Below are 18880 nucleotides of genomic sequence, written 5' to 3' on the forward strand. Positions count from 1 at the left end.
TCCCTAGTTAGCTGCGATCCAATTCCCGTGGAAGCCCGGCGGGATAAGATGCGGGATGTGTACGGACGCAACGGTCTCGAGGCTGTGGGCATCGAGAATCTCCAGCGCGCTCGTCCCGCGATTGCGATCAATCACATAGCCCATGACCCAACCGTCGCCTTCGGGCGCGCCAGCATCGCGCGGTACGAACACGAATTCCCCCGGTATGCGGCCATCGCCGAAGTCGTGCAGGATACGCTCCCCGGTGACGAGGTCGTGGCGATAAAGCGGCATGGGCGCGACGAACTCGAGGTCGCCATCATCCGGCAGCCCCATGCTCCAGAGGTAGCGATAGTCGGTGGTGAAGAAACGCTCGTCCGGGCGGGGAAATTCCTGCGGCGACGAGTCCAGGACATCGCGCTGTACCTGCCCACCCTTGCCATCGACTGTCCAGCGTTCGAGACCGAGAGGCTTGCCGTACGGTCCCGGCATGTCCCCATCGAAGATGGTTTCATACGCGCAAAGGTCGATGACAATCTGCCCCCTATCGTCTTCGAAGCTGTTGCCGACGTGAAAAGCGTAGCAAGGCTCAACTTCGTGCCACACGATCTGATCGCCCGCGCCGCCGCGCGGCAGGAGACCGACACGGGCCTTGTGAGCGCGGTTCCAGCGGTAGGGAAACCTGTGCCCTGAAATGAGCGCAGGCATCGAGAAGGTGACCGGCAGATCCAGCACGACCACGAAATTTTCCGTCAGCGCGCAGTCGTGGATCGACGGGCCATGGCGGACGGCAATCTCCGTTTCGCGCAAGACCGTTCCATTCCGCGCCAGAACGACGTGGCGGATGATATCGGCCGACATGCCATCGTAGCAGATTGCGTGGAATTCGCCGGTTGCCGGGCATTCATGCGGATGCGCGGTGAATGATCCCGTCAAACCCCCACCGAAATCCGAGTAAGCGACGCTTTCGAGATCGTCATCGAGCTGGACGGGGAAACTGCTGGCTTCGACAAGCGCCATTATCTTGTCGCCGATTGCCAGAACATTGGTGTTCACCGTATCCCCGAAGCCGCGGCGCGGCCCATCGACTGCCCTGGGCCCGCCCTTCCCTTCGAGATCGCGCGATCGGATAAAGCGATTGCGATACCATATGGCGTCGCCGTTCTTCAGGTGCACCCCGTGAACCATACCATCGCCCAGGAACCAGTGATGCCCCTTATCTCCCTTGCCATACGGATTCGGGCCGATCCGAACGTAACGACCGTCCAGTTCTGTAGGAATGCTGCCCGTGACGTGCAGATTTTCCAGCGTAAATTCTTCACGCAGCGGGGTGTGAACGCCGTTCAGGAACGGGTTGGTCCGGGCATCTGGTAACCTGTTCCGATTGACACTCGCCAGTGCCTGAATGGCGGGAGTTACAGCTTTACGGATTGTTTTTTCTATGACGCTTGCCATGACCGACTCACATTTGTTAAAGTGAACGGTGTAAACATAGGGTCTATGGTAACAGTGTCAACTTCGAGTGAAGCCTATCATCACGGCAATCTGCGCGAGGCGCTTGTTCTCGAAGGTCTGCGGGCCCTCGAAGGTCCCAACGGAAAGGCACCTTCGCTGCGCGAATTGTCTCGCAAAGTTGGGGTTTCGCCGACGGCCGTCTACCGGCATTTTCCCGACAAGCAGGCCCTGGACCAAGCGCTCGCACGGGAAGGGTTGAAAATGCTTGGTAGCGAACAGGCCGCCGCCGCCCAAAAGGCCGGCGGAGGTGCTGCCGGTTTTGCCGAAACGGGCCGAGCCTATGTACGCTTCGCCCTCGCCCACCCCGTGCTTTTCAGGCTGATGTTCACCCAGGGCAAACCGGTCGACAAGGACGAACCGGTGGACGAGGCGCGTGCCTTGCTGATCGCCAATACGCGGGCGCTCGCCAGCAACTCCGAGCGGGCCGAGACGCTCGCCTTACAGGCGTGGTCAATCGCCCACGGTATCGCCATGCTCATGCTGGACGGCAGAATTCCCGTCGACGACGCGCTTATCGACCGGATGCTCGATACGAAAAGCCTGTTCCCCGATCAGGGCAGCAAGAGCGAGGAATCGCCGTAGCTGTAGAACCGATATTCGTTTTCGATCGCGTACCGATAGGCCGACAGCATCCGTTCGCGTCCCATCAGCGCACTGACGAGCATGACGAGGGTCGATTTTGGAAGGTGGAAGTTGGTCATCAATCCATCGACTGCCCGGAACTGGTAACCGGGGGTGATGAAGATGTCGGTATCGCCCAAAAATTCGCCGATCATGCCATCGTCCCCGGTTGCGCTTTCCAATAGCCGCAAGCTGGTGGTCCCGACCGCGATCAATCGTCCGCCCGCCATTCGCGCGGCATTCAGGCGGTCTGCAACGTCACGTTCCACCCTGCCCCATTCGGAATGCATGGCGTGGTCGGCGGTATCATCGGCCTTGACCGGCAGGAACGTGCCTGCCCCGACATGAAGAGTCAGCGTTTCGCGCCCGATGCCGGCTGCATCCAGAGCGGCAATCAGTTCCGGCGTGAAATGAAGCGCCGCAGTCGGGGCAGCTACCGCGCCGTCCTCTGCCGCGAACATGGTCTGGTAATCCAGGCGATCCTGATCGTCCGTGTCGCGCTTTCCTGCGATATAGGGAGGCAGGGGCATCCGCCCGGCGCGTTCGAGCAGGACCTCGACCGGCTCTTCCCCTTCGAAGAACAGCACGAAGCTTCCGTCGGCCAGACGCTCTTCAGCCACGGCTGTAACGCCGCCGCCAAATTCGGCAACATCGCCCGGCCTGAGCCGCTTGGCATTCCGGACGAAGGCCTGCCAGCGACGAAGGTCGATGCGCTTGTGCAGCGTGGCGCCGATTTTAGCCTCGCCACGCCGACCTTCGAGTTGTGCGGGAATGACGCGCGTATCGTTGAAAACGAGAACATCGCCAGCCCGCAGTATCTGAGGCAGGTCCCGCACGCCGCGATCTTCGAACGGGCCGCTTTCGCGCACGATCAGCATGCGCGCAGCATCACGCGGCCGCGCCGGGCGAAGCGCGATGCGTTCTACCGGCAGTTCGAAATCGAAGAGATCAACTTTCATTGCGCCGCCCCTAGTGCGGGGTCAGCGCAATGAAAAGTCAGTTGCCGATCGGCGCGTTGAGATCGTCGATCGAAATATCCTGCTGCACCTGCGGCGCCGGCATCGCCGGGACCGGCTTGTTGTCGGCTGCGATCGACGCCTGAAGCACGCGGGTGGGATTGGCAGGCGGTTCGCCGCGCTGGATCGCATCCACCGCAGCCATGTTGGAAATGACCCGCCCGAAATTGGTGTAATTGTTGTCGAGGTTCAGGCGCGGATAAAAGACGATGAAGAACTGACTGTTCGCACTGTCTTCACTCGCCGCGCGAGCCATCGAAACCGTACCGCGCACATGCGGCATGCGGTTGAATTCCTCGGCGATGTCGGGAAGCTGCGAACCACCGGTACCCGTACCGGTCGGATCGCCCGTCTGTGCCATGAACCCATCGATGACCCGGTGGAAGATCACCCCGTCGTAGAAGCCCTGCCGGGTGAGGGTCTTGATACGCTCCACGTGGTGGGGCGCCCAGTCAGGCTTGAGGCGGATGGCAACCCGCTGGCCGTTCGACAGATCCAGCAGAAGAATGTTCTCGAGATCTTCATTGACGTTGAAGTTGACCGGCGAGAATGTCCGCGTATCCTCAGCTTCGGTCGAAGCCGCAGTGTCCGCTGCATCACCGTCAGGAGTCGTAGCCGCAGGGGCAGTCGCTTCACTTTCGGTCGGAGCAGAATCTTCCGCCACCTGTGCGGCTAGAGGCGCGGCACCGATTGTCAGCGCGGCAGCAATGGCTAGCGAAGTCTTGAGCATCGTCATTCCGTAGCAATGTCATGGATTGCCGACCCACTAGCGCGAGGCGTCTGTCCGTTCAATGAATAGGTGGAAATCATCCGTCAGCCGCCGCGCGGCGCCATCTTCTGGACCCGCGCTTCTACATCGGCCCGCACCGCAGGGGTGACGAACTTTTCGATCGGGCCGCCGTAAAACGCGATTTCCTTCACCAGCCTGCTGGCAATCGGCTGCAGTTCGACATCGGCCATGAGAAAGACCGTTTCGATCCGGTCGTTGAGCTGGCGGTTCATGCCGGTGAGCTGATATTCGTATTCGAAGTCCGTCACCCCGCGAATTCCGCGAACGACGATCCCTGCATTCATCTGTTCGGCGAAGTCCATCAACAGCGAGTTGAACCCGACCACGCGAATGGTGTCGCAGGCGATTTTGGCAACTTCGCGTTCGACCATGGCGATACGCTCGTCGTCGTCGAACATAGGGGATTTAGCGATATTGGTCGTCACCCCGATGATCAGCTCGTCGACCAGCTTGGCGCCCCGTTCGATGATGTCCATGTGGCCCAGCGTGATGGGGTCGAATGTTCCGGGATAAATGCCGATACGTTTGGCCATCAATGATCTCTTTTCACGACGAAGTCGGCGAGTTCGACAAGAAGCCGGGCGTCTTCACCATAGCTCGAGAGGTGCCGACCCGCCTGTTCGACCAGCATCGTCGCCTGCGCGCGGGCCTGTTCAACACCCATCAGCGTCACGAAGGTCTGCTTGCCCTGCTCTTCATCCTTGCGCAGCGCCTTGCCGGCTTTCGCTTCGTCACCTTCCACGTCCAGCAGATCGTCCGCGATCTGGAAAGCAAGGCCGATATCGCGGGCATAGGCACGAAGATGCGCGCGCCCTTCGGGTGGCACACGGCCGAGCACTGCGCCCATTTCGACGCTGGCTGCAAGCAATGCCCCTGTCTTGAGTTGTTGCAACCTGGTGATCTGGCGGAGATCGTAATTCTCTTCCTGAGAGACGATATCCATCATTTGCCCGCCAGCCATGCCATCGTGGCCACTTGCCCGGGCCAGGGTGGCGACAAGTTCCGAGCGGACGAAGGGATCCGCGCTGGTGTCGAGCTGCGTCAGGATGTCGAAGGCCAGCGCGTGCAGGCAATCGCCTGCCAGGACTGCCGTTGCATCGTCGAACGCCTTGTGCACCGAAGGTTTTCCGTGCCGCATGGCATCGTCGTCCATGCAGGGAAGATCGTCATGGATAAGCGAATAGGCGTGGATCGCCTCGACCGCGCACCCTGCGTTGATTGCAGCATTGCGGTTTACGCCGAAGAGTTCCGAAGTCGCGACCAGAAGCAGGGGTCGCATGCGCTTGCCCGCGCCGATCGCGGCATAGCGCATCGCTTCGACGAGACGGGCCCTGCTATCGTCGGGAACGGGAAGAAACGCATCGAACGCGCTGTCTATGTCGCTCTGTACCCGCTCGAACGCCTCGCCCAGACGAGGAGGCATGGTCGTCATCACACTCATGCACCGCCGTCCGCGTCGAAAGGCTCGGTCCCGGTGGGCTTCCCATCGGCACCGGCGACGATCTTTTCGATCCGCGCCTGCGCGGAGTCGAGTCGCGATTGGCACGCCTTGCGCAATTGCTCGCCGCGTTCGTACAAGTCTATGCTCTCGTCGAGCGGCACGTCACCGCTCTCGAGCCGTCGCACGACGCTTTCGAGCTCGCGTAGAGCCTGCTCGAAATTCAAATCCGAAATCTGTAACTGTTCCTCTGCCATCGGCGGGAAGCATTGACGGCCCACCTGCGCGCGGTCAAGTAAGGCGAAAAGAGGGGGAGCGAATATGACGTGGATTGTCGCCGCCGTCACAGCTGCTTTGGTTTTCGGGATCCTCGACGCGGCGTGGCTGGGTTGGGCCGGCCCCAACTTCTACCGCCCCCAGCTTGGCGGTCTGCTGGCGGAAAGCTTCCGCATGGTCCCCGCGCTGCTTTTCTACTGTGCCTACATCTGCGCGATCGTGTGGTTTGCCGTGCGTCCGGGATTGGCAGGCGGCATAGGGGCAGCTGCCCTCAACGGCGCGCTGCTCGGCGCGATCTGTTATGCAACCTACGACCTGACGAACCAGGCGACCATGCGCAACTGGTCGACGATCGTCACATTGGTCGACATCTGCTGGGGCGCATTTGCGACTGCCGTGGCGGCCAGTGCGGCTACATTCGCCGCCGACAGGTTCGGCTGAGCCGATGTTCATCGGTCACTTCGCCCCCGCCTTCCTCGCTCGCGGCATAACGGAAGAAGCGCCCAAGCTGGGCACGCTGTTCATCGCGGCGCAACTGGTCGACTGGGCGTTCTTCACCTTCGCGATCGTCGGGATCGAGAAACTGCGGATCGTGCCCGGAATGACAGCGATGAACCCGCTCGATCTCTATCACATGCCCTACACCCACAGCCTGTCCGGCACCGCGGCATGGGCGCTGGGCTTCGCAATCGTGGTCTGGCTCGTCTCGCGAAACGCCATCGCCGCGACATGGGGAGCAATCGTGGTATTGAGCCACTGGCTGCTCGATCTGCTCGCGCACGGGCCCGATCTTACCCTTGCAGGCGGGGAAGAGAAATTCGGAATGGGGCTGTGGAATTCGCCCTGGATCGAAATGCCGCTGGAGATCGGGATAACGCTGGCCGCCTTCTGCTTTTATATCAGGCGCACGAAAGGCCCAGTGGTCCCACCGCTCATTTTGCTGGGAACGATGCTGATATTCCAGGTGATCAACTGGTTCGGCCCGCAGCCGCAGGAAGCTGGCACGGGGATATATGTGACCGCCCTGCTTTCCTTCGGCATTCTGACCGCCCTCGCCTTCTGGGTGCAGTCGACAAGATGGCATAAAAGTCTCGTGGGACTGGCAGTGTCGGGCGTGCGGCGCTAAGCGCGCGCGCATGGCAAATGTCGAATCCGCGATCACCCCCGAAGTCGTCGAACAGCACGGCCTCAGCTCCGAAGAATACGAACGCGTTCTGAACGCCCTCGGCCGGGAGCCCAATCTCGTGGAACTGGGTATCTTCTCGGTCATGTGGTCGGAACATTGTTCCTACAAGAGCAGCCGACTGCATCTGAAAAAGCTGCCGACCGAGGCTCCTTGGGTTATCTGCGGTCCGGGCGAAAACGCCGGCGTGATCGATATCGGCGACGGGCAGGCCGCCATCTTCAAGATGGAAAGCCACAACCACCCCAGTTACATCGAACCCTATCAGGGCGCGGCGACCGGTGTCGGCGGCATCTTGCGCGACGTGTTCACCATGGGCGCTCGCCCGGTGGCGAACGCCAACGCATTGCGCTTCGGGCGTCCCGATCACCCCAAGATGAAGCACCTGGTCAAGGGCGTGGTCTCGGGGATCGGCGGGTATGGCAATTGCGTCGGTGTTCCGACCGTTGCCGGCGAAACCAACTTCCACCCGGCCTATGACGGCAATATCCTTGTCAATGCGATGACGGTGGGCGTCGCCGACGCGGACAAGATTTTCTACAGCGCCGCGACCGGCGTCGGCAATCCGATCGTCTATGTCGGCTCCAAGACCGGGCGTGACGGCATTCACGGCGCGACCATGGCTTCCGCCGATTTCGAAGAGGACGCGGAGGCCAAGCGCCCGACCGTGCAGGTCGGCGATCCCTTCACCGAGAAGCTGCTGATCGAAGCCTGTCTGGAGTTGATGGCCACCGACGCCATCGTCGCCATTCAGGACATGGGCGCCGCGGGTCTGACCTCGTCCAGCGTGGAGATGGCGACCAATGGCAAGGCCGGCATCCGGCTCGACATGGACAAGGTTCCTTGCCGCGAAGAGGGCATGACGCCCTATGAAATGATGCTGAGCGAAAGCCAGGAGCGCATGCTCATGGTGCTGAAGCCCGGCAAGGAAGAAATGGCTGCGGCCATCTTCAAGAAGTGGGAACTGGATTTCGCCGTCATCGGGGAAGTGACCGATACACGGCACATGGTGCTCGAATTCGGCGGCGAAGTCGTATGCGACATCCCGCTTGGCCCCCTCGCCGCGGATGCGCCGGAATACGACCGCCCCTATATATCGAAGGACGAATACACCGATTGGGCCGGCATCAAGCCGATGACCGAGCGGCCCGATACCGACGATGTCGGCGGCGATCTGATCAAGCTGCTCGCATCGCCCAACCTCTCGTCGCGCCGGTGGATTTCCGAACAGTACGACAGCCAGGTTGGCGCGGACACGCTGCAGACCGGCGGCGATGCGGGCGTGGTGCGGGTTCACGGCACGAAGAAGGCGCTGGCGATCAGCACCGATTGTACGCCGCGCTATGTCTTCGCCGATCCCTATGAAGGTGGCAAACAGGCCATTGCGGAGGCGTATCGCAACCTCTGCGCAGTCGGAGCACGCCCACTGGCGGTGACGAACTGCCTCAACTTCGGCAACCCGCAGCGCCCGGAAATCATGAGCCAGTTCGTCCATGCTCTCGAAGGTATGGGCCGCGCCTGCCGCGTACTCGATTTCCCGATCGTGTCCGGCAACGTCAGCCTGTATAACGAGAGCAAGGCGACCGGTGGCGGTAGCGCCATCCTGCCCACGCCCGCTATCGGCGGGGTCGGCCTGATCGACGACTACGACAAGATGATGACCATGCCCTTCAAGGCCGAAGGCGAAGCCATCTATCTCATCCGCGCAGAACATTGGGCGACGCCCGATCCGGAGCGTTCGCATCTGGGCAAGTCGCTCTGGCTCAGCGAAATCCACGGCCGCGACGAAGGGCGCACACCGCCGACGGACCTCACGGTCGAAAAGAACGCCGGCAAGATCGTCCTCCAGCTTATCGCGGATGGCCTGGTCAGCGCGGTGCACGATGTTTCCGACGGCGGCCTTGCCGTCGCTCTGGCGGAAATGGCCATGGCTGGCGGGATCGGTGCCGACGTCGAATGGCACCGCGATTACACGCAGGCGCAGTGGTGGTTCGGCGAAGATCAGGGCCGCTACATCGTTACCGTGCCGGATACGCAGGCGCTGAATGAAGCGCTCGCCAAGGGAACGGAGAACGAGGACACGGCCTCGATCGGGTTCAGGCGGATCGGGAAGACGGGCGGCGATACGCTGTTTGACAAGACGATCGCCGAACTGAAGGCGGCCCATACCTCGTTCTTTACAGAGTGGATGGAAGGCTGACGGTCCGCATCGGCATAGGGGGCTGGACCTACGAGCCCTGGCGCGGCGTCTTCTATCCCGACGGGCTGGTCCAGCGGCGGGAGTTGGAATACGCCGCGCAGCATCTTACTGCGATCGAGATAAATGCCACCTTCTATGGCCGGCAGAAGCCGGCCAGCTGGCGCAAATGGGGCGAGGCCGTACCGGAAGGTTTCCAGTTCACCGTCAAGGCCTCCCGCTATTCGACTGCGCGCAAAGTTCTGGCAGAAGGCGCTGATTCGATTGAGAAGTTTCTCAATCAGGGCTTCACCGAACTGGGCGACAAGCTGGGACCGATCCTGTGGCAATTCGCGCCGACCAAGCATTTCGAGCGAGACGATTTCGCCCGGTTTCTGGACCTCATTCCCGATAGCCAAGACGGCGTTCCGCTGCGCCACGCCCTTGAAATCCGGCATGAAAGTTTCGAAGATCCAACATTCTTCGAGCTTGCGCGCGCGCGGAACATGGCGGTGGTTTTTGCCGATAGCGATGAATATCCCTGCGTCGACGAGGCGACGGCGGATTTCTCCTATGCCCGGCTGCAACGTACTGAAGAATCAGTGGAAACCGGGTATGATGACGAGGCTCTGGACGCGTGGGCCGACAGGGCGCGCGGGTGGTCCAAGGGCGGGCGCGATGCCTATGTGTTCTTCATCGCCGGCGCGAAAGTGCGCAATCCGACAGCGGCACGTATGCTGATCAAACGTATGATCTGAGGGCCGAACACCCGGCCATACAGAGTGATGCCACGCCGATCAGGCAGAAACGAGTTCCGGTTCCTGTTTCTGAGCAAGCAGATCGTAGGGATCGATGCCTTCTTCGCGCCAGATGCGGTGGCATTCACGATACCAATGCGGTTCCGGGATGTTGAGTTCGGCCCTTGCCTGCTCGAGATTCTTGACCAGCAGTTCCCGGATCGAAAGTTCGACGAGGGGCGGGCAGGCCTTGCCGGTGCGATGAGCCTGACGAACGGCCTTCATTACCGGCGCCCGGCTCTTCACGAGTTTCTTGAGATGCAACGAGCCTGCATAGCCCAGCAGAAGATGGCCCTGGCTCGGGCTCTGGCCGTGGGTGAACAGCAGCACGCATTGTTCGCCGAGCGCATCGCGGCCGTAGCCGGTCAGAACGTGCATGAGATCGTGGGTGTCGCGCTGGCGAAAGCCGAACCATTGAACCAGATCGTCATAGACCGGCCGCCCCGCTTTTTCCGATTCCGCGACGAGACCGGCGGCCGAGAGACCTTCGCTTTCCATGAAATCGCAATAGGCGTGCGCGACCGAACCGGCCGGAGTTTTGCGCAGGGCATCGTGATCGTCGAGGATGGGAGGGAGAAACGGTTCGCTGCGACGTAGAGCATCGCCATGCGGGCTGAGCGTCAGCGCGCGCACACGCGGGACAAACTGCCGGGAAGGCAGCGCATCGTAAATCCTGAAGACTTCCGCCGTGTTTTCCTTGTCTTTGAGCAGTTCGCGAAAATGCCGCACTGCTGCCAGCGGGCGATAGCGGGACCGAGGGCGAGTCGGATGGCGCAAGGGCGTGCCGTCAAAGGCAGTTTCCAGATCGATTGCGGCGGGAGACGTTCCGGTCATGCCGCCGGTTATAGCCGATCGGTCCTTAAAAGAAACTAGCCCCTTCGCTGGGGGAAGGCGCGTACCGGCTAGCCAGCAGCGAAATCCTCCACCCACTCGCTCTCCGGAATACCGAACAGCCGGAGTATAGCGGTGAGGTGTACACTGTTGATCCGTCCATTGGCCGCATCGCGGGCCCTGGGCTTGGCGCGATAGGCGATGCCGTAATCCGCCGCCTCGATCATGGGAATGTCATTGGCGCCATCGCCCGTAGCCAGAACCCGCGCGCCTTCGCCGAGTTGTGCGCGTTCTTCTTCCAGCGTTGCGAGTTTGGTCGACGCATCGCTGACGGGCCCTGCAAGCAGACCGGTCAACTTGCCGCCCGCGACACCGAGACGATTGCCCACGACCCGTTCGAAGCCGAGATCTTCGGCAATGGGATCGGCGAAATGATGGAAGCCGCCGGTGACCAGAACGGTGCGGCACCCCTTGCTTCGTAGCGTGGCGACCAGCGTGCGCGCGCCATCGACCGGCCGGATGCGTTCGGCCAGACAGCGGTGGATCGCGCTTTCTTCCAGCCCTTCGAGCAAGCCGACGCGTTCCTTGAGAGCGCTGCCGAAATCGAGTTCGCCCTGCATCGCCCGTTCGGTGATTGCGGCCACCTTGTCCTTCAGCCCGGCGAAGTCTGCGAGTTCGTCGATACATTCCTGCCCGATCATGGTGGAATCCATGTCGGATACGAAGAGGCGTGGCACTTCGATTTCGTGATCGGAGATGAGCAGATCGCAATCGCCGAAATATTCGGTCAGGATTTCCGCAAGCTGCCTGCCGTCGCCATGCGGGAGCGAAAGCTGAAGCACGTCGCTGCAGAAATCGAGCATGCCCGCCATGGCCACCGGCATGTCCGCCGCTGCACAGGCTTTCATTGCCGCGTCGAGGCGTGTTTCCACGCCGTCCATGTCTGCTATCAGCCGGGCAATGAGCACCAATATTTCTCCCGATTTGAAACCGGTCGCGCTCATCGCAGGGCCGACCGCCAGCGGCAAGAGCGATCTCGCGGTGAAGCTGGCACAGCGCCTCGGTCGCGAGGGACGCCATGGCGTCATAATCAATGCCGACAGCCAGCAGGTCTATCGCGACCTGCATATTCTGTCGGCGCGGCCCACCGAAGACGAGATGGGCGGGATCGAACATCGACTGTTCGGAACATGGGACGGTGTCGAGCCCTGCTCTGCCGCCAACTGGGCCGATGCCGCCAAAGCCGCGATAGAGGAAGCGCACGCCGCCGGCAGCGTGCCGATCCTGTGCGGCGGGACCGGGCTGTACATGCGCACATTGCTGGATGGCATATCCCCGATCCCCGCGATCGATCCGCATGTGCGAGAGGCGGTGCGCGAGCTTTCGACCGAGGACCTGCGCGCCCGCCTGGTCGAGGAGGACCCGGAGGCCGCCGGACGCCTTGGCCCGCGCGACAGCCAGCGGATGGCCCGCGCCTTGGAGGTGGTGCGATCCACCGGCCATCCGATGATCTACTGGCAGGACCGCCAGTCGGGAGGGATCAGCGGGGAAATCGCGCTGCACCCCTTGGTGTTGCTGCCGGAGCGCGAGTGGCTGAATGCCCGCTGCGACCTGCGGTTCGAGCGCATGCTCGACAAGGGGGCGCTGGCGGAAGTGGAGGCGCTGCTGGAGCGCGGTCTCGACCCTGCCCTGCCCGTCATGCGCGCCATCGGCGTTCCGGAGATCAAGGCATTGCTTGAAGGAGATCTATCGCGCGCTGAAGCTATCGCCGCTGGCCAGCTTGCCACGCGCCAGTATGCCAAGCGCCAATATACATGGTTCCGCAATCAGTTGCCCCAGTCGTGGCCGAGGGCGGATAACAAAACTATCGCTGACCACGATTTTTTTGTTTCTTTATTTCAATAAGGCGGTTGACCGTGAAATACGGCCCGCCTATCTGAGGCGTTGTCGGCCCGGCGCTTCAGACCCCAGCGTCGGGCCGATTTGTATCTTGTGAAGACCCGAACGGGTCGGAGGTTGACGTGAGTATCGAGCGCAGCGGCGCAGCAATCCTGATCGAATGTCTCAAGCGGCAAGGTGTGGAATTCGTTTTCGGATACCCCGGCGGCGCGGTGCTGCCGATCTACGACGAGCTATTCGCGGACGACGGCATTCGGCATATTCTGGTACGTCACGAAGCGGGCGCCGCGCATGCTGCGGAAGGATATGCCCGTTCCACCGGCAAGCCCGGGGTCGTGCTGGTAACCAGCGGGCCGGGCGCGACCAATGCCGTAACCGGTATCGCCGATGCCTATATGGATTCGATCCCCATGGTGGTGATCACCGGACAGGTGCCCACGGCGCTGATCGGGACCGATGCCTTTCAGGAAGCGGACACGATCGGCCTGACGCGGCATTGCACCAAGCACAATTACCTCGTGAAAGACCCCGAGCGGCTGGGCGCGACGATCGAGGAAGCGTTCCGCATCGCCACATCCGGCCGACCCGGCCCCGTGGTCGTCGACATTCCGAAAGACGTGCAGATCGCCTTGGCGAGCTGGGACGGTCAAGACGAAAGCCCCCTTCCCTCACACCGCTATCAGCCCCGCATGGTGGGCGCCGCCGATGAGATCGCGGAGGCGGTCGAGATGCTGGCGGGGGCGGAGCGCCCGGTGTTCTATACCGGTGGCGGCGTGATCAATGCCGGGCCGCGAGCGACCCAGTTGCTGCGCAAGCTGCAGGACATGACAGGCGCGCCGGTCACCAGCACGCTGATGGGACTGGGCGCGTTCCCCGCCGACCATCCGGACTGGCTGGGCATGCTGGGCATGCACGGCACATACGAAGCCAACATGACCATGAACCGGGCCGACCTGATCATTGCGATCGGGGCCCGCTTCGACGACCGCGTGACCGGACGGCTGGATGCCTTCGCGCCCGAAGCGAAGAAGGTTCACATCGATATCGATCGCGCGAGCATCAACAAGATCGTCCCCGTCGATCTCGGCATCATCGGCGACTGCGCCCATGTGCTCGAACAGATCGTGGAAGCCTGGGGCAATCGCAAACCCCGCGACCTGTCCGAATGGAAGGCGCGCATCCTGGGCTGGAAAGCGCGCGACTGCCTGGCGTATCCAGAGCGCGGAAGCGACCAGATCATGCCGCAGAAGAGCATCGAGCGCCTGTTCGCGTTGACGAAGGACCGCGATCCGATCATCACCACCGAAGTGGGCCAGCACCAGATGTGGGCGGCACAGTATTTCCACTTCATGCAGCCGAACAGGTGGCTGACCAGCGGCGGTCTGGGCACGATGGGATATGGCCTGCCCGCAGCGATCGGCGCGCAACTGGGCAATCCCGACAGCCTGGTGATCGATATTGCCGGTGAAGCCAGCATCCAGATGAACATCCAGGAGCTGGGCACGGCCAGCCAGTATCGCCTGCCGGTGAAGATATTCATCCTCAACAACGAGTACATGGGCATGGTCCGCCAATGGCAGGAGCTCACCTACGAGAGCCGCTATTCCAACAGCTATTCCGACAGCCTGCCCGATTTCGTGAAACTGGCGGAAGCCTATGGCTGGAAAGGCATCCGCATCGAGGATGAAAGCCAGCTGGATGCGGGGATCGAAGCCATGCTGGCGCATGACGGCCCGGTGATGGTCGATTGTCAGGTGACCAAGGAAGCCAACTGCTTCCCGATGATCCCCAGCGGGGCGGCGCATACCGACATGCTGCTTTACGGAGACGAAGTGGGCGGCACCATGGATGATGAAGCGAAGGCGCTGGTCTGATGGGAATGCAGCAGAAAATACCGCCGCAGTTTGCGGATCGCGCAGAACGGCGCGTGTGGTTCACCCGTGACGATGCCGACCGGTTGCTGAACTGGATCGAGGATAACGGCCAGCGTTTCCTGGGCATGGAAGTCGCGGAAAAGCAGGACGACGAAGCCTGGGTCCTGCTGCCCGACACGCTCGACCTCAGCCGCCAGACGGATAATTTCGAAGCCGTGCGGCGCGGCCGCGATTTCCTGCGCGACTACGACGGCGAAGGGCGCATGTTCGAACCCCTGTGGCAGGATCGCGAACAATGAAGATCGCCATGCAGGCCGCCGAGCGGCACGTTCTCAATGTCATCGTCGACAATGAGCCGGGTATCCTGGCCAAGATCACGGGCATGTTCACCGCGCGCGGGTACAATATCGACAGCCTGACCGTGGCCGACATTTCGGAAGACCACGCGATCAGCCGGATCACCATCGTCACCAACGGCCCCGAGCCGGTGATCGACCAGATCCGCGCCCAGCTCGAACGGCTGGTGCCGGTGCACAAGGTGATCGACCTGACGGAAAGCGGCGCCCATGTGGAACGCGAACTGGCGCTGGTGAAGGTAGCCGGGAAAGGCGACAACCGGGTCGAGGCGCTGCGCATTGCCGAACTGTTCCGCGCCAATGTGGTCGATACCACGACCAGCAGCTTCGTCTTCGAACTCACGGGTTCGCCCGACAAGATCAACAGCTTCATCGCTCTCATGCGCGAACTCGGCCTCGTCGAGGTCGGTCGTTCCGGGATCGTGGGCATGATGCGCGGTCCTGCACAGGACTGACGCCAAAGTTTTCAAGAGGAATCCAATGCAAGTTTATTACGATACCGATTGCGACACGAACCTGATCAAGGACAAGAAGGTCGCCATTGTGGGCTATGGCAGCCAGGGGCATGCCCATGCGCAGAACCTGCGTGACAGCGGTGTCGGCGAAGTCGTCATCGCGCTGCGCGAAGGTTCGGCTACGGCGAAAAAGGCGATGAGCGCAGGATTCACGGTGAAGACGGTATCCGAGGCTGCCGAATGGGCCGATGTGCTGATGATCCTTGCCCCGGACGAGCATCAGGCCGCAATCTACGCCAACGAGGTCGCTGGCAAGATGAAGCCGGGCAGCGCGCTGGCCTTCGCTCACGGGCTCAATATCCATTTCGGCCTGATCGATCCTCCGGCCGACGTCGACGTGATCATGATCGCGCCCAAGGGCCCGGGTCACACCGTGCGCGGCGAATACATCAAGGGCGGCGGCGTGCCCTGCCTGATCGCGGTGCACCAGGAAAGCGAGCAGTCGGGCGGCCAGGGTTATGCCAAGCAGCTCGCCCTGTCCTATGCCAGTGCCGTGGGCGGCGGGCGTTCGGGCATCATCGAAACCGACTTCAAGGAAGAATGCGAAACCGATCTGTTCGGTGAGCAGGCGGTATTGTGCGGCGGCATCACGCACCTGATCCAGGCGGGTTTCGAAACGCTGGTGGAGGCGGGATATGCGCCCGAGATGGCGTATTTCGAATGCCTCCACGAAACCAAGTTGATCGTCGACCTGCTGTACGAAGGCGGTATCGCCAACATGCGCTATTCGATCAGCAACACGGCCGAATACGGCGACATCAAGACCGGTCCGCGTATCATCACGGACGAAACGAAGGCCGAGATGAAGCGGGTGCTGAAGGATATCCAGTCCGGCCGGTTCGTGAAGGATTTCGTGCTCGACAACCAGGCCGGGCAACCGGAACTCAAGGCAAGTCGCAAGGCCGCCGAAGCGCATCCGATCGAACAGACCGGGGCGCAGCTGCGCGCCATGATGCCGTGGATCGGGGCGAACAAGCTGGTCGACAAGGACAAGAACTGACGGTTCGGGCACAAGCGGGACGCTGCGGGGTTACCCCCGTGTGCCTTCTTGCGCCCTTCCCACGCGATGCGCACACTCCGGCCCGGATCTGCAACAGGAGACTGCATCAATGACTTTTCCCATCAAACTGCGCCACGCATTGCCGCTTGCCGGCGGACTTGCCCTCGTTCTGGCCGCCCCGGGTTTTGCCGACGATGCCCCCGCCATCCCCGGCCAGGTCGATGTCTCGCGCGTCACGGCCGGCACCTATGCCACCGATCCCGGACACACGCTGGTAAGCTGGCGGCTCAACCACTTCGGCTTCAACGACTATTTCGGCCTGTTCGGCGACATCGAGGGGACGCTGCAGCTGGACCCGGCGAACCCTGAAGCCGCCAGCCTCGACGTGACCATCCCGATCGCGGACGTGACCGTCGCATCAGCCGGCCTCAAGGACCACCTACTGAGAGCTGGCAAGGACGGCGGCGAACCCGATTTCTTCGGCCCCAACCCCGATGCCGCGCGCTTCGTTTCGACATCGGTCACCCGCTCGGGCGAAACGGGCGCCACCATCGTGGGCGACCTGACCATGAACGGCGTCACGCGGCCCGTCACGATCGCTGCCGAATTCACCGGCGCAGGGGCCAACCCCATGAGCAAGAAGGAAACGATCGGCTTCGAGGGGACCACGACGATCAACCGCAGCGAGTTCGGCCTGTCGACCTTCGTGCCGATGGTATCCGACGAGGTCGAACTGACGATCAGCGCCGCGTTCGAGAAACAATGAAAGACAGGCGCGTCCATGGCACCGGGTCATGGACGCGCCCGCTTGCCTGCCACACTAGCCGGGCCGATCGGTCGTCATGAAGCTTCGCGATTGTCATAATATCGGCGATTTCAGGGCGCTTGCCGAGCGGCGTCTGCCCTGGCCGGTGTTCGATTATATCGACGGTGCGGCCGACGATGAAATCACCAAGGCGCGCAACACCAGCGCCTTCGGCGATGTCGATCTGGTGCCCGATGTGCTGGCGGGCGTGGGCGAAATCGACACCTCCTGCACGATCATGGGGCGCAGAAGTACCCTTCCCCTCATGCTGAGCCCAACCGCGCTGCAGCGCGCGTTTCACCGCGATGGAGAACGCGCGGTCGCATTGGCGGCGGAGAAATTCGGCGTGTGGTTCGGGATATCCAGCCTTGCCACACACTCCATCGAAGAGATCGCAGCGCTGACGAGCGGGCCCAAGCTGTTCCAGCTCTACGTTCACAAGGACAAGGGGCTGAACGCCAGCATGATCGAGCGCTGCCAGGCGGCGAAGTTCGATGCGCTGGCGCTGACCGTAGATACCATCGTGTCCGGCAAACGCGAGCGGTGCCTGCGATCAGGCTTCACCACGCCGCCTCGTTTCACCCCGAGCGCGCTGTGGAGTTACGCCACGCGCCCGCGCTGGACGATGGATTACGTCTTCGGTCCGAAATTCCGCCTGCCCAATCTCGACGGCTATGTGCAGGAAGGTACAGGCAGGCCCGTAAGCATCCAGGATTATTTCAACACCATGCTCGATACGAACATGGACTGGGATACCGCCGCGCGCATCCGGCAGGATTGGGGCGGCCCCTTCGCGCTCAAGGGTATCATGAGCGTTGCCGACGCGCGGCGGGCGGTTGAAATCGGCGCCGATGCGATCATAATTTCCAATCACGGCGGTCGGCAGCTCGACGGCAGTCGCGCGCCGTTCGACCAGCTTCGCGAAATCGTCGACGCGGTCGGCGGCGAGATCGAGATCATTCTCGATGGCGGGGTCCGGCGTGGGACGCACGTTCTCAAAAGCGTGGCTGCTGGCGCAACCGCCGCATCTGGCGGGCGACTCTATCTCTACGCCTTGGCAGCCGCGGGTCAGGCTGGTGTGGAGCGTGCGGTGAACATCCTCAAGGAAGAGATCGAGCGGGGGATGCGGCTGATGGGCGTCACGTCGCTCTCGCAACTGACGCCGGACAGGCTGCGCTGGCGCTAACTTTCCGTCGCTTTCTTCGATGCCGCCACCACGCGGGTCATATCCGCCAGAAGGATCGTGCTGGTAGCCTTGGCCAACACGGTCCCATCCGCTTGCTTCAAATGCCCCTCGTAGAAACTTGTGCGCTTGCCGTGGCGCTCGACCCAGGCCTCGGCAATGACCAGGCCAGGCCGCGTGGGCGCGAAAAAGCTGACCTTGAGTTCGAGCGTCATCGGGACGATCCCCGGCCCGTTCTTCGCGATGGCAGCATGCGCCATGGCCGCATCGATCCACCCGCTGATGAAGCCACCCTGCACTACACCGCCTGAATGGCATTGCTCCCGCTTCGCTTCGTATTCGAGAGTTGCCCGCCCTTCAGGATCGGTTTCGACGATGCGCAACAGCCCCATCGTTTCATATAGAGAATGCGCTTCGGCCATTGTCTGTCCTTGTGGATGAGAAATATAATTTCTCGGGATGCCCAAGACTGTTTTTCTTTACAACCCATACATCCTTTCGCATAGCGATGCGCATGAACGGCGCACTCGGCCTTATTCTGCGACTTACACGCCCTTGGGCGTGACAGCTTGCGTGCCTGCCCGGGTGCGCTGAGCGCCCAAGGGACGAAGTTTCACCCGCAAGTT

General features: G+C 61.9%; 21 protein-coding genes. 12 read left to right on the plus strand and 9 right to left on the minus strand.

The annotated features are described in order from the left end of the window. Positions 1-3: 3 nt before the first annotated feature. Positions 4-1434: an 8'-apo-carotenoid 13,14-cleaving dioxygenase gene (locus K3177_RS12405; RefSeq protein WP_221598489.1), complete on the minus strand. Its 1431-nt coding sequence runs from the start codon at positions 1432-1434 to the stop codon at positions 4-6. A gap of 45 nt (positions 1435-1479) precedes the next feature. On the opposite strand from K3177_RS12405, the gene K3177_RS12410 reads away from it, so the two are divergent. Next, the gene (locus K3177_RS12410; RefSeq protein WP_221598490.1) at positions 1480-2076 is read left to right on the plus strand and encodes a TetR/AcrR family transcriptional regulator; all 597 of its coding nucleotides are present in this window, start codon (positions 1480-1482) and stop codon (positions 2074-2076) included. On the opposite strand, the gene queA is transcribed toward K3177_RS12410, so the two are convergent. The 5 genes from queA to K3177_RS12435 all read right to left on the minus strand — a co-directional run bounded on the left by queA (position 2046) and on the right by K3177_RS12435 (position 5616). Continuing rightward, positions 2046-3074: a tRNA preQ1(34) S-adenosylmethionine ribosyltransferase-isomerase QueA gene (queA, locus tag K3177_RS12415; protein WP_221598491.1), complete on the minus strand. Its 1029-nt coding sequence runs from the start codon at positions 3072-3074 to the stop codon at positions 2046-2048. The genes K3177_RS12410 and queA overlap by 31 nt on opposite strands. Positions 3075-3111: 37 nt before the next feature. Continuing rightward, entirely contained in the window at positions 3112-3861 is a 750-nt protein-coding gene (locus K3177_RS12420) for a peptidylprolyl isomerase (protein ID WP_221598540.1), read from the minus strand. Between the two features lie 83 nt (positions 3862-3944). Further along, entirely contained in the window at positions 3945-4457 is a 513-nt protein-coding gene (gene coaD / locus K3177_RS12425) for a pantetheine-phosphate adenylyltransferase (RefSeq protein ID WP_221598492.1), read from the minus strand. Then, positions 4454-5344, minus strand: a complete 891-nt coding sequence (locus tag K3177_RS12430) for a polyprenyl synthetase family protein (protein ID WP_196848095.1) — start codon at positions 5342-5344, stop codon at positions 4454-4456. Before K3177_RS12430 ends, coaD begins: the two co-directional genes overlap by 4 nt. Before the next feature lie 14 nt (positions 5345-5358). After that, on the minus strand, positions 5359-5616 hold the full coding sequence (locus K3177_RS12435) for an exodeoxyribonuclease VII small subunit (RefSeq protein ID WP_103023388.1): 258 nt from the start codon (positions 5614-5616) through the stop codon (positions 5359-5361). A gap of 64 nt (positions 5617-5680) precedes the next feature. On the opposite strand from K3177_RS12435, the gene K3177_RS12440 reads away from it, so the two are divergent. From K3177_RS12440 to K3177_RS12455, 4 genes are read left to right on the plus strand one after another with little or no spacing between them, the layout of a single operon-like run. Next, positions 5681-6076 carry a DUF2177 family protein gene (locus K3177_RS12440; protein ID WP_196846237.1) on the plus strand — a complete coding sequence of 132 codons (396 nt, stop codon included), beginning with the start codon at positions 5681-5683 and terminating at the stop codon, positions 6074-6076. A gap of 4 nt (positions 6077-6080) precedes the next feature. After that, on the plus strand, positions 6081-6761 hold the full coding sequence (locus K3177_RS12445) for a hypothetical protein (protein ID WP_221598493.1): 681 nt from the start codon (positions 6081-6083) through the stop codon (positions 6759-6761). 10 nt (positions 6762-6771) lie between these two features. Continuing rightward, a complete protein-coding gene (gene purL, locus K3177_RS12450; protein WP_221598494.1) occupies positions 6772-9018 on the plus strand; it encodes a phosphoribosylformylglycinamidine synthase subunit PurL in 2247 nt (748 codons plus the stop codon). Beyond that, entirely contained in the window at positions 9003-9752 is a 750-nt protein-coding gene (locus tag K3177_RS12455) for a DUF72 domain-containing protein (protein ID WP_221598495.1), read from the plus strand. The genes purL and K3177_RS12455 overlap by 16 nt, the downstream gene beginning before the upstream one ends. Before the next feature lie 39 nt (positions 9753-9791). On the opposite strand, the gene K3177_RS12460 is transcribed toward K3177_RS12455, so the two are convergent. Continuing rightward, complete coding sequence (locus K3177_RS12460) at positions 9792-10625, minus strand: Coq4 family protein (protein ID WP_221598496.1); 834 nt, start codon at positions 10623-10625, stop codon at positions 9792-9794. A 68-nt stretch (positions 10626-10693) separates the two neighbouring features. Next, on the minus strand, positions 10694-11626 hold the full coding sequence (gene serB / locus K3177_RS12465) for a phosphoserine phosphatase SerB (protein WP_247714439.1): 933 nt from the start codon (positions 11624-11626) through the stop codon (positions 10694-10696). On the opposite strand from serB, the gene miaA reads away from it, so the two are divergent. From miaA to K3177_RS12500, 7 genes are all read left to right on the plus strand, one after another. Beyond that, positions 11583-12527, plus strand: coding sequence for a tRNA (adenosine(37)-N6)-dimethylallyltransferase MiaA (miaA, locus tag K3177_RS12470; RefSeq protein ID WP_221598497.1), 945 nt, complete (start codon positions 11583-11585; stop codon positions 12525-12527). The genes serB and miaA overlap by 44 nt on opposite strands. A 116-nt stretch (positions 12528-12643) precedes the next feature. Then, the gene (gene ilvB, locus K3177_RS12475; protein ID WP_221598498.1) at positions 12644-14395 is read left to right on the plus strand and encodes a biosynthetic-type acetolactate synthase large subunit; all 1752 of its coding nucleotides are present in this window, start codon (positions 12644-12646) and stop codon (positions 14393-14395) included. Beyond that, positions 14395-14694, plus strand: coding sequence for a hypothetical protein (locus K3177_RS12480; RefSeq protein WP_103023380.1), 300 nt, complete (start codon positions 14395-14397; stop codon positions 14692-14694). The genes ilvB and K3177_RS12480 overlap by 1 nt, the downstream gene beginning before the upstream one ends. Beyond that, entirely contained in the window at positions 14691-15206 is a 516-nt protein-coding gene (ilvN, locus tag K3177_RS12485; protein WP_103023379.1) for an acetolactate synthase small subunit, read from the plus strand. The genes K3177_RS12480 and ilvN overlap by 4 nt, the downstream gene beginning before the upstream one ends. A gap of 25 nt (positions 15207-15231) precedes the next feature. Beyond that, a complete protein-coding gene (gene ilvC, locus K3177_RS12490; RefSeq protein ID WP_103023378.1) occupies positions 15232-16266 on the plus strand; it encodes a ketol-acid reductoisomerase in 1035 nt (344 codons plus the stop codon). Between the two features lie 109 nt (positions 16267-16375). Next, positions 16376-17032, plus strand: a complete 657-nt coding sequence (locus K3177_RS12495; RefSeq protein ID WP_221598499.1) for a YceI family protein — start codon at positions 16376-16378, stop codon at positions 17030-17032. A gap of 76 nt (positions 17033-17108) precedes the next feature. Beyond that, a complete protein-coding gene (locus K3177_RS12500) occupies positions 17109-18257 on the plus strand; it encodes an alpha-hydroxy acid oxidase (RefSeq protein WP_221598500.1) in 1149 nt (382 codons plus the stop codon). Here K3177_RS12500 and K3177_RS12505 read toward each other — a convergent pair. Next, positions 18254-18676, minus strand: coding sequence for a PaaI family thioesterase (locus K3177_RS12505; RefSeq protein ID WP_221598501.1), 423 nt, complete (start codon positions 18674-18676; stop codon positions 18254-18256). The two genes, K3177_RS12500 and K3177_RS12505, sit on opposite strands and share 4 nt — an antisense overlap. Positions 18677-18880 lie beyond the last annotated feature (204 nt).

The organism is Qipengyuania pacifica (assembly GCF_019711555.1).
Taxonomy (GTDB): domain Bacteria; phylum Pseudomonadota; class Alphaproteobacteria; order Sphingomonadales; family Sphingomonadaceae; genus Qipengyuania; species Qipengyuania pacifica.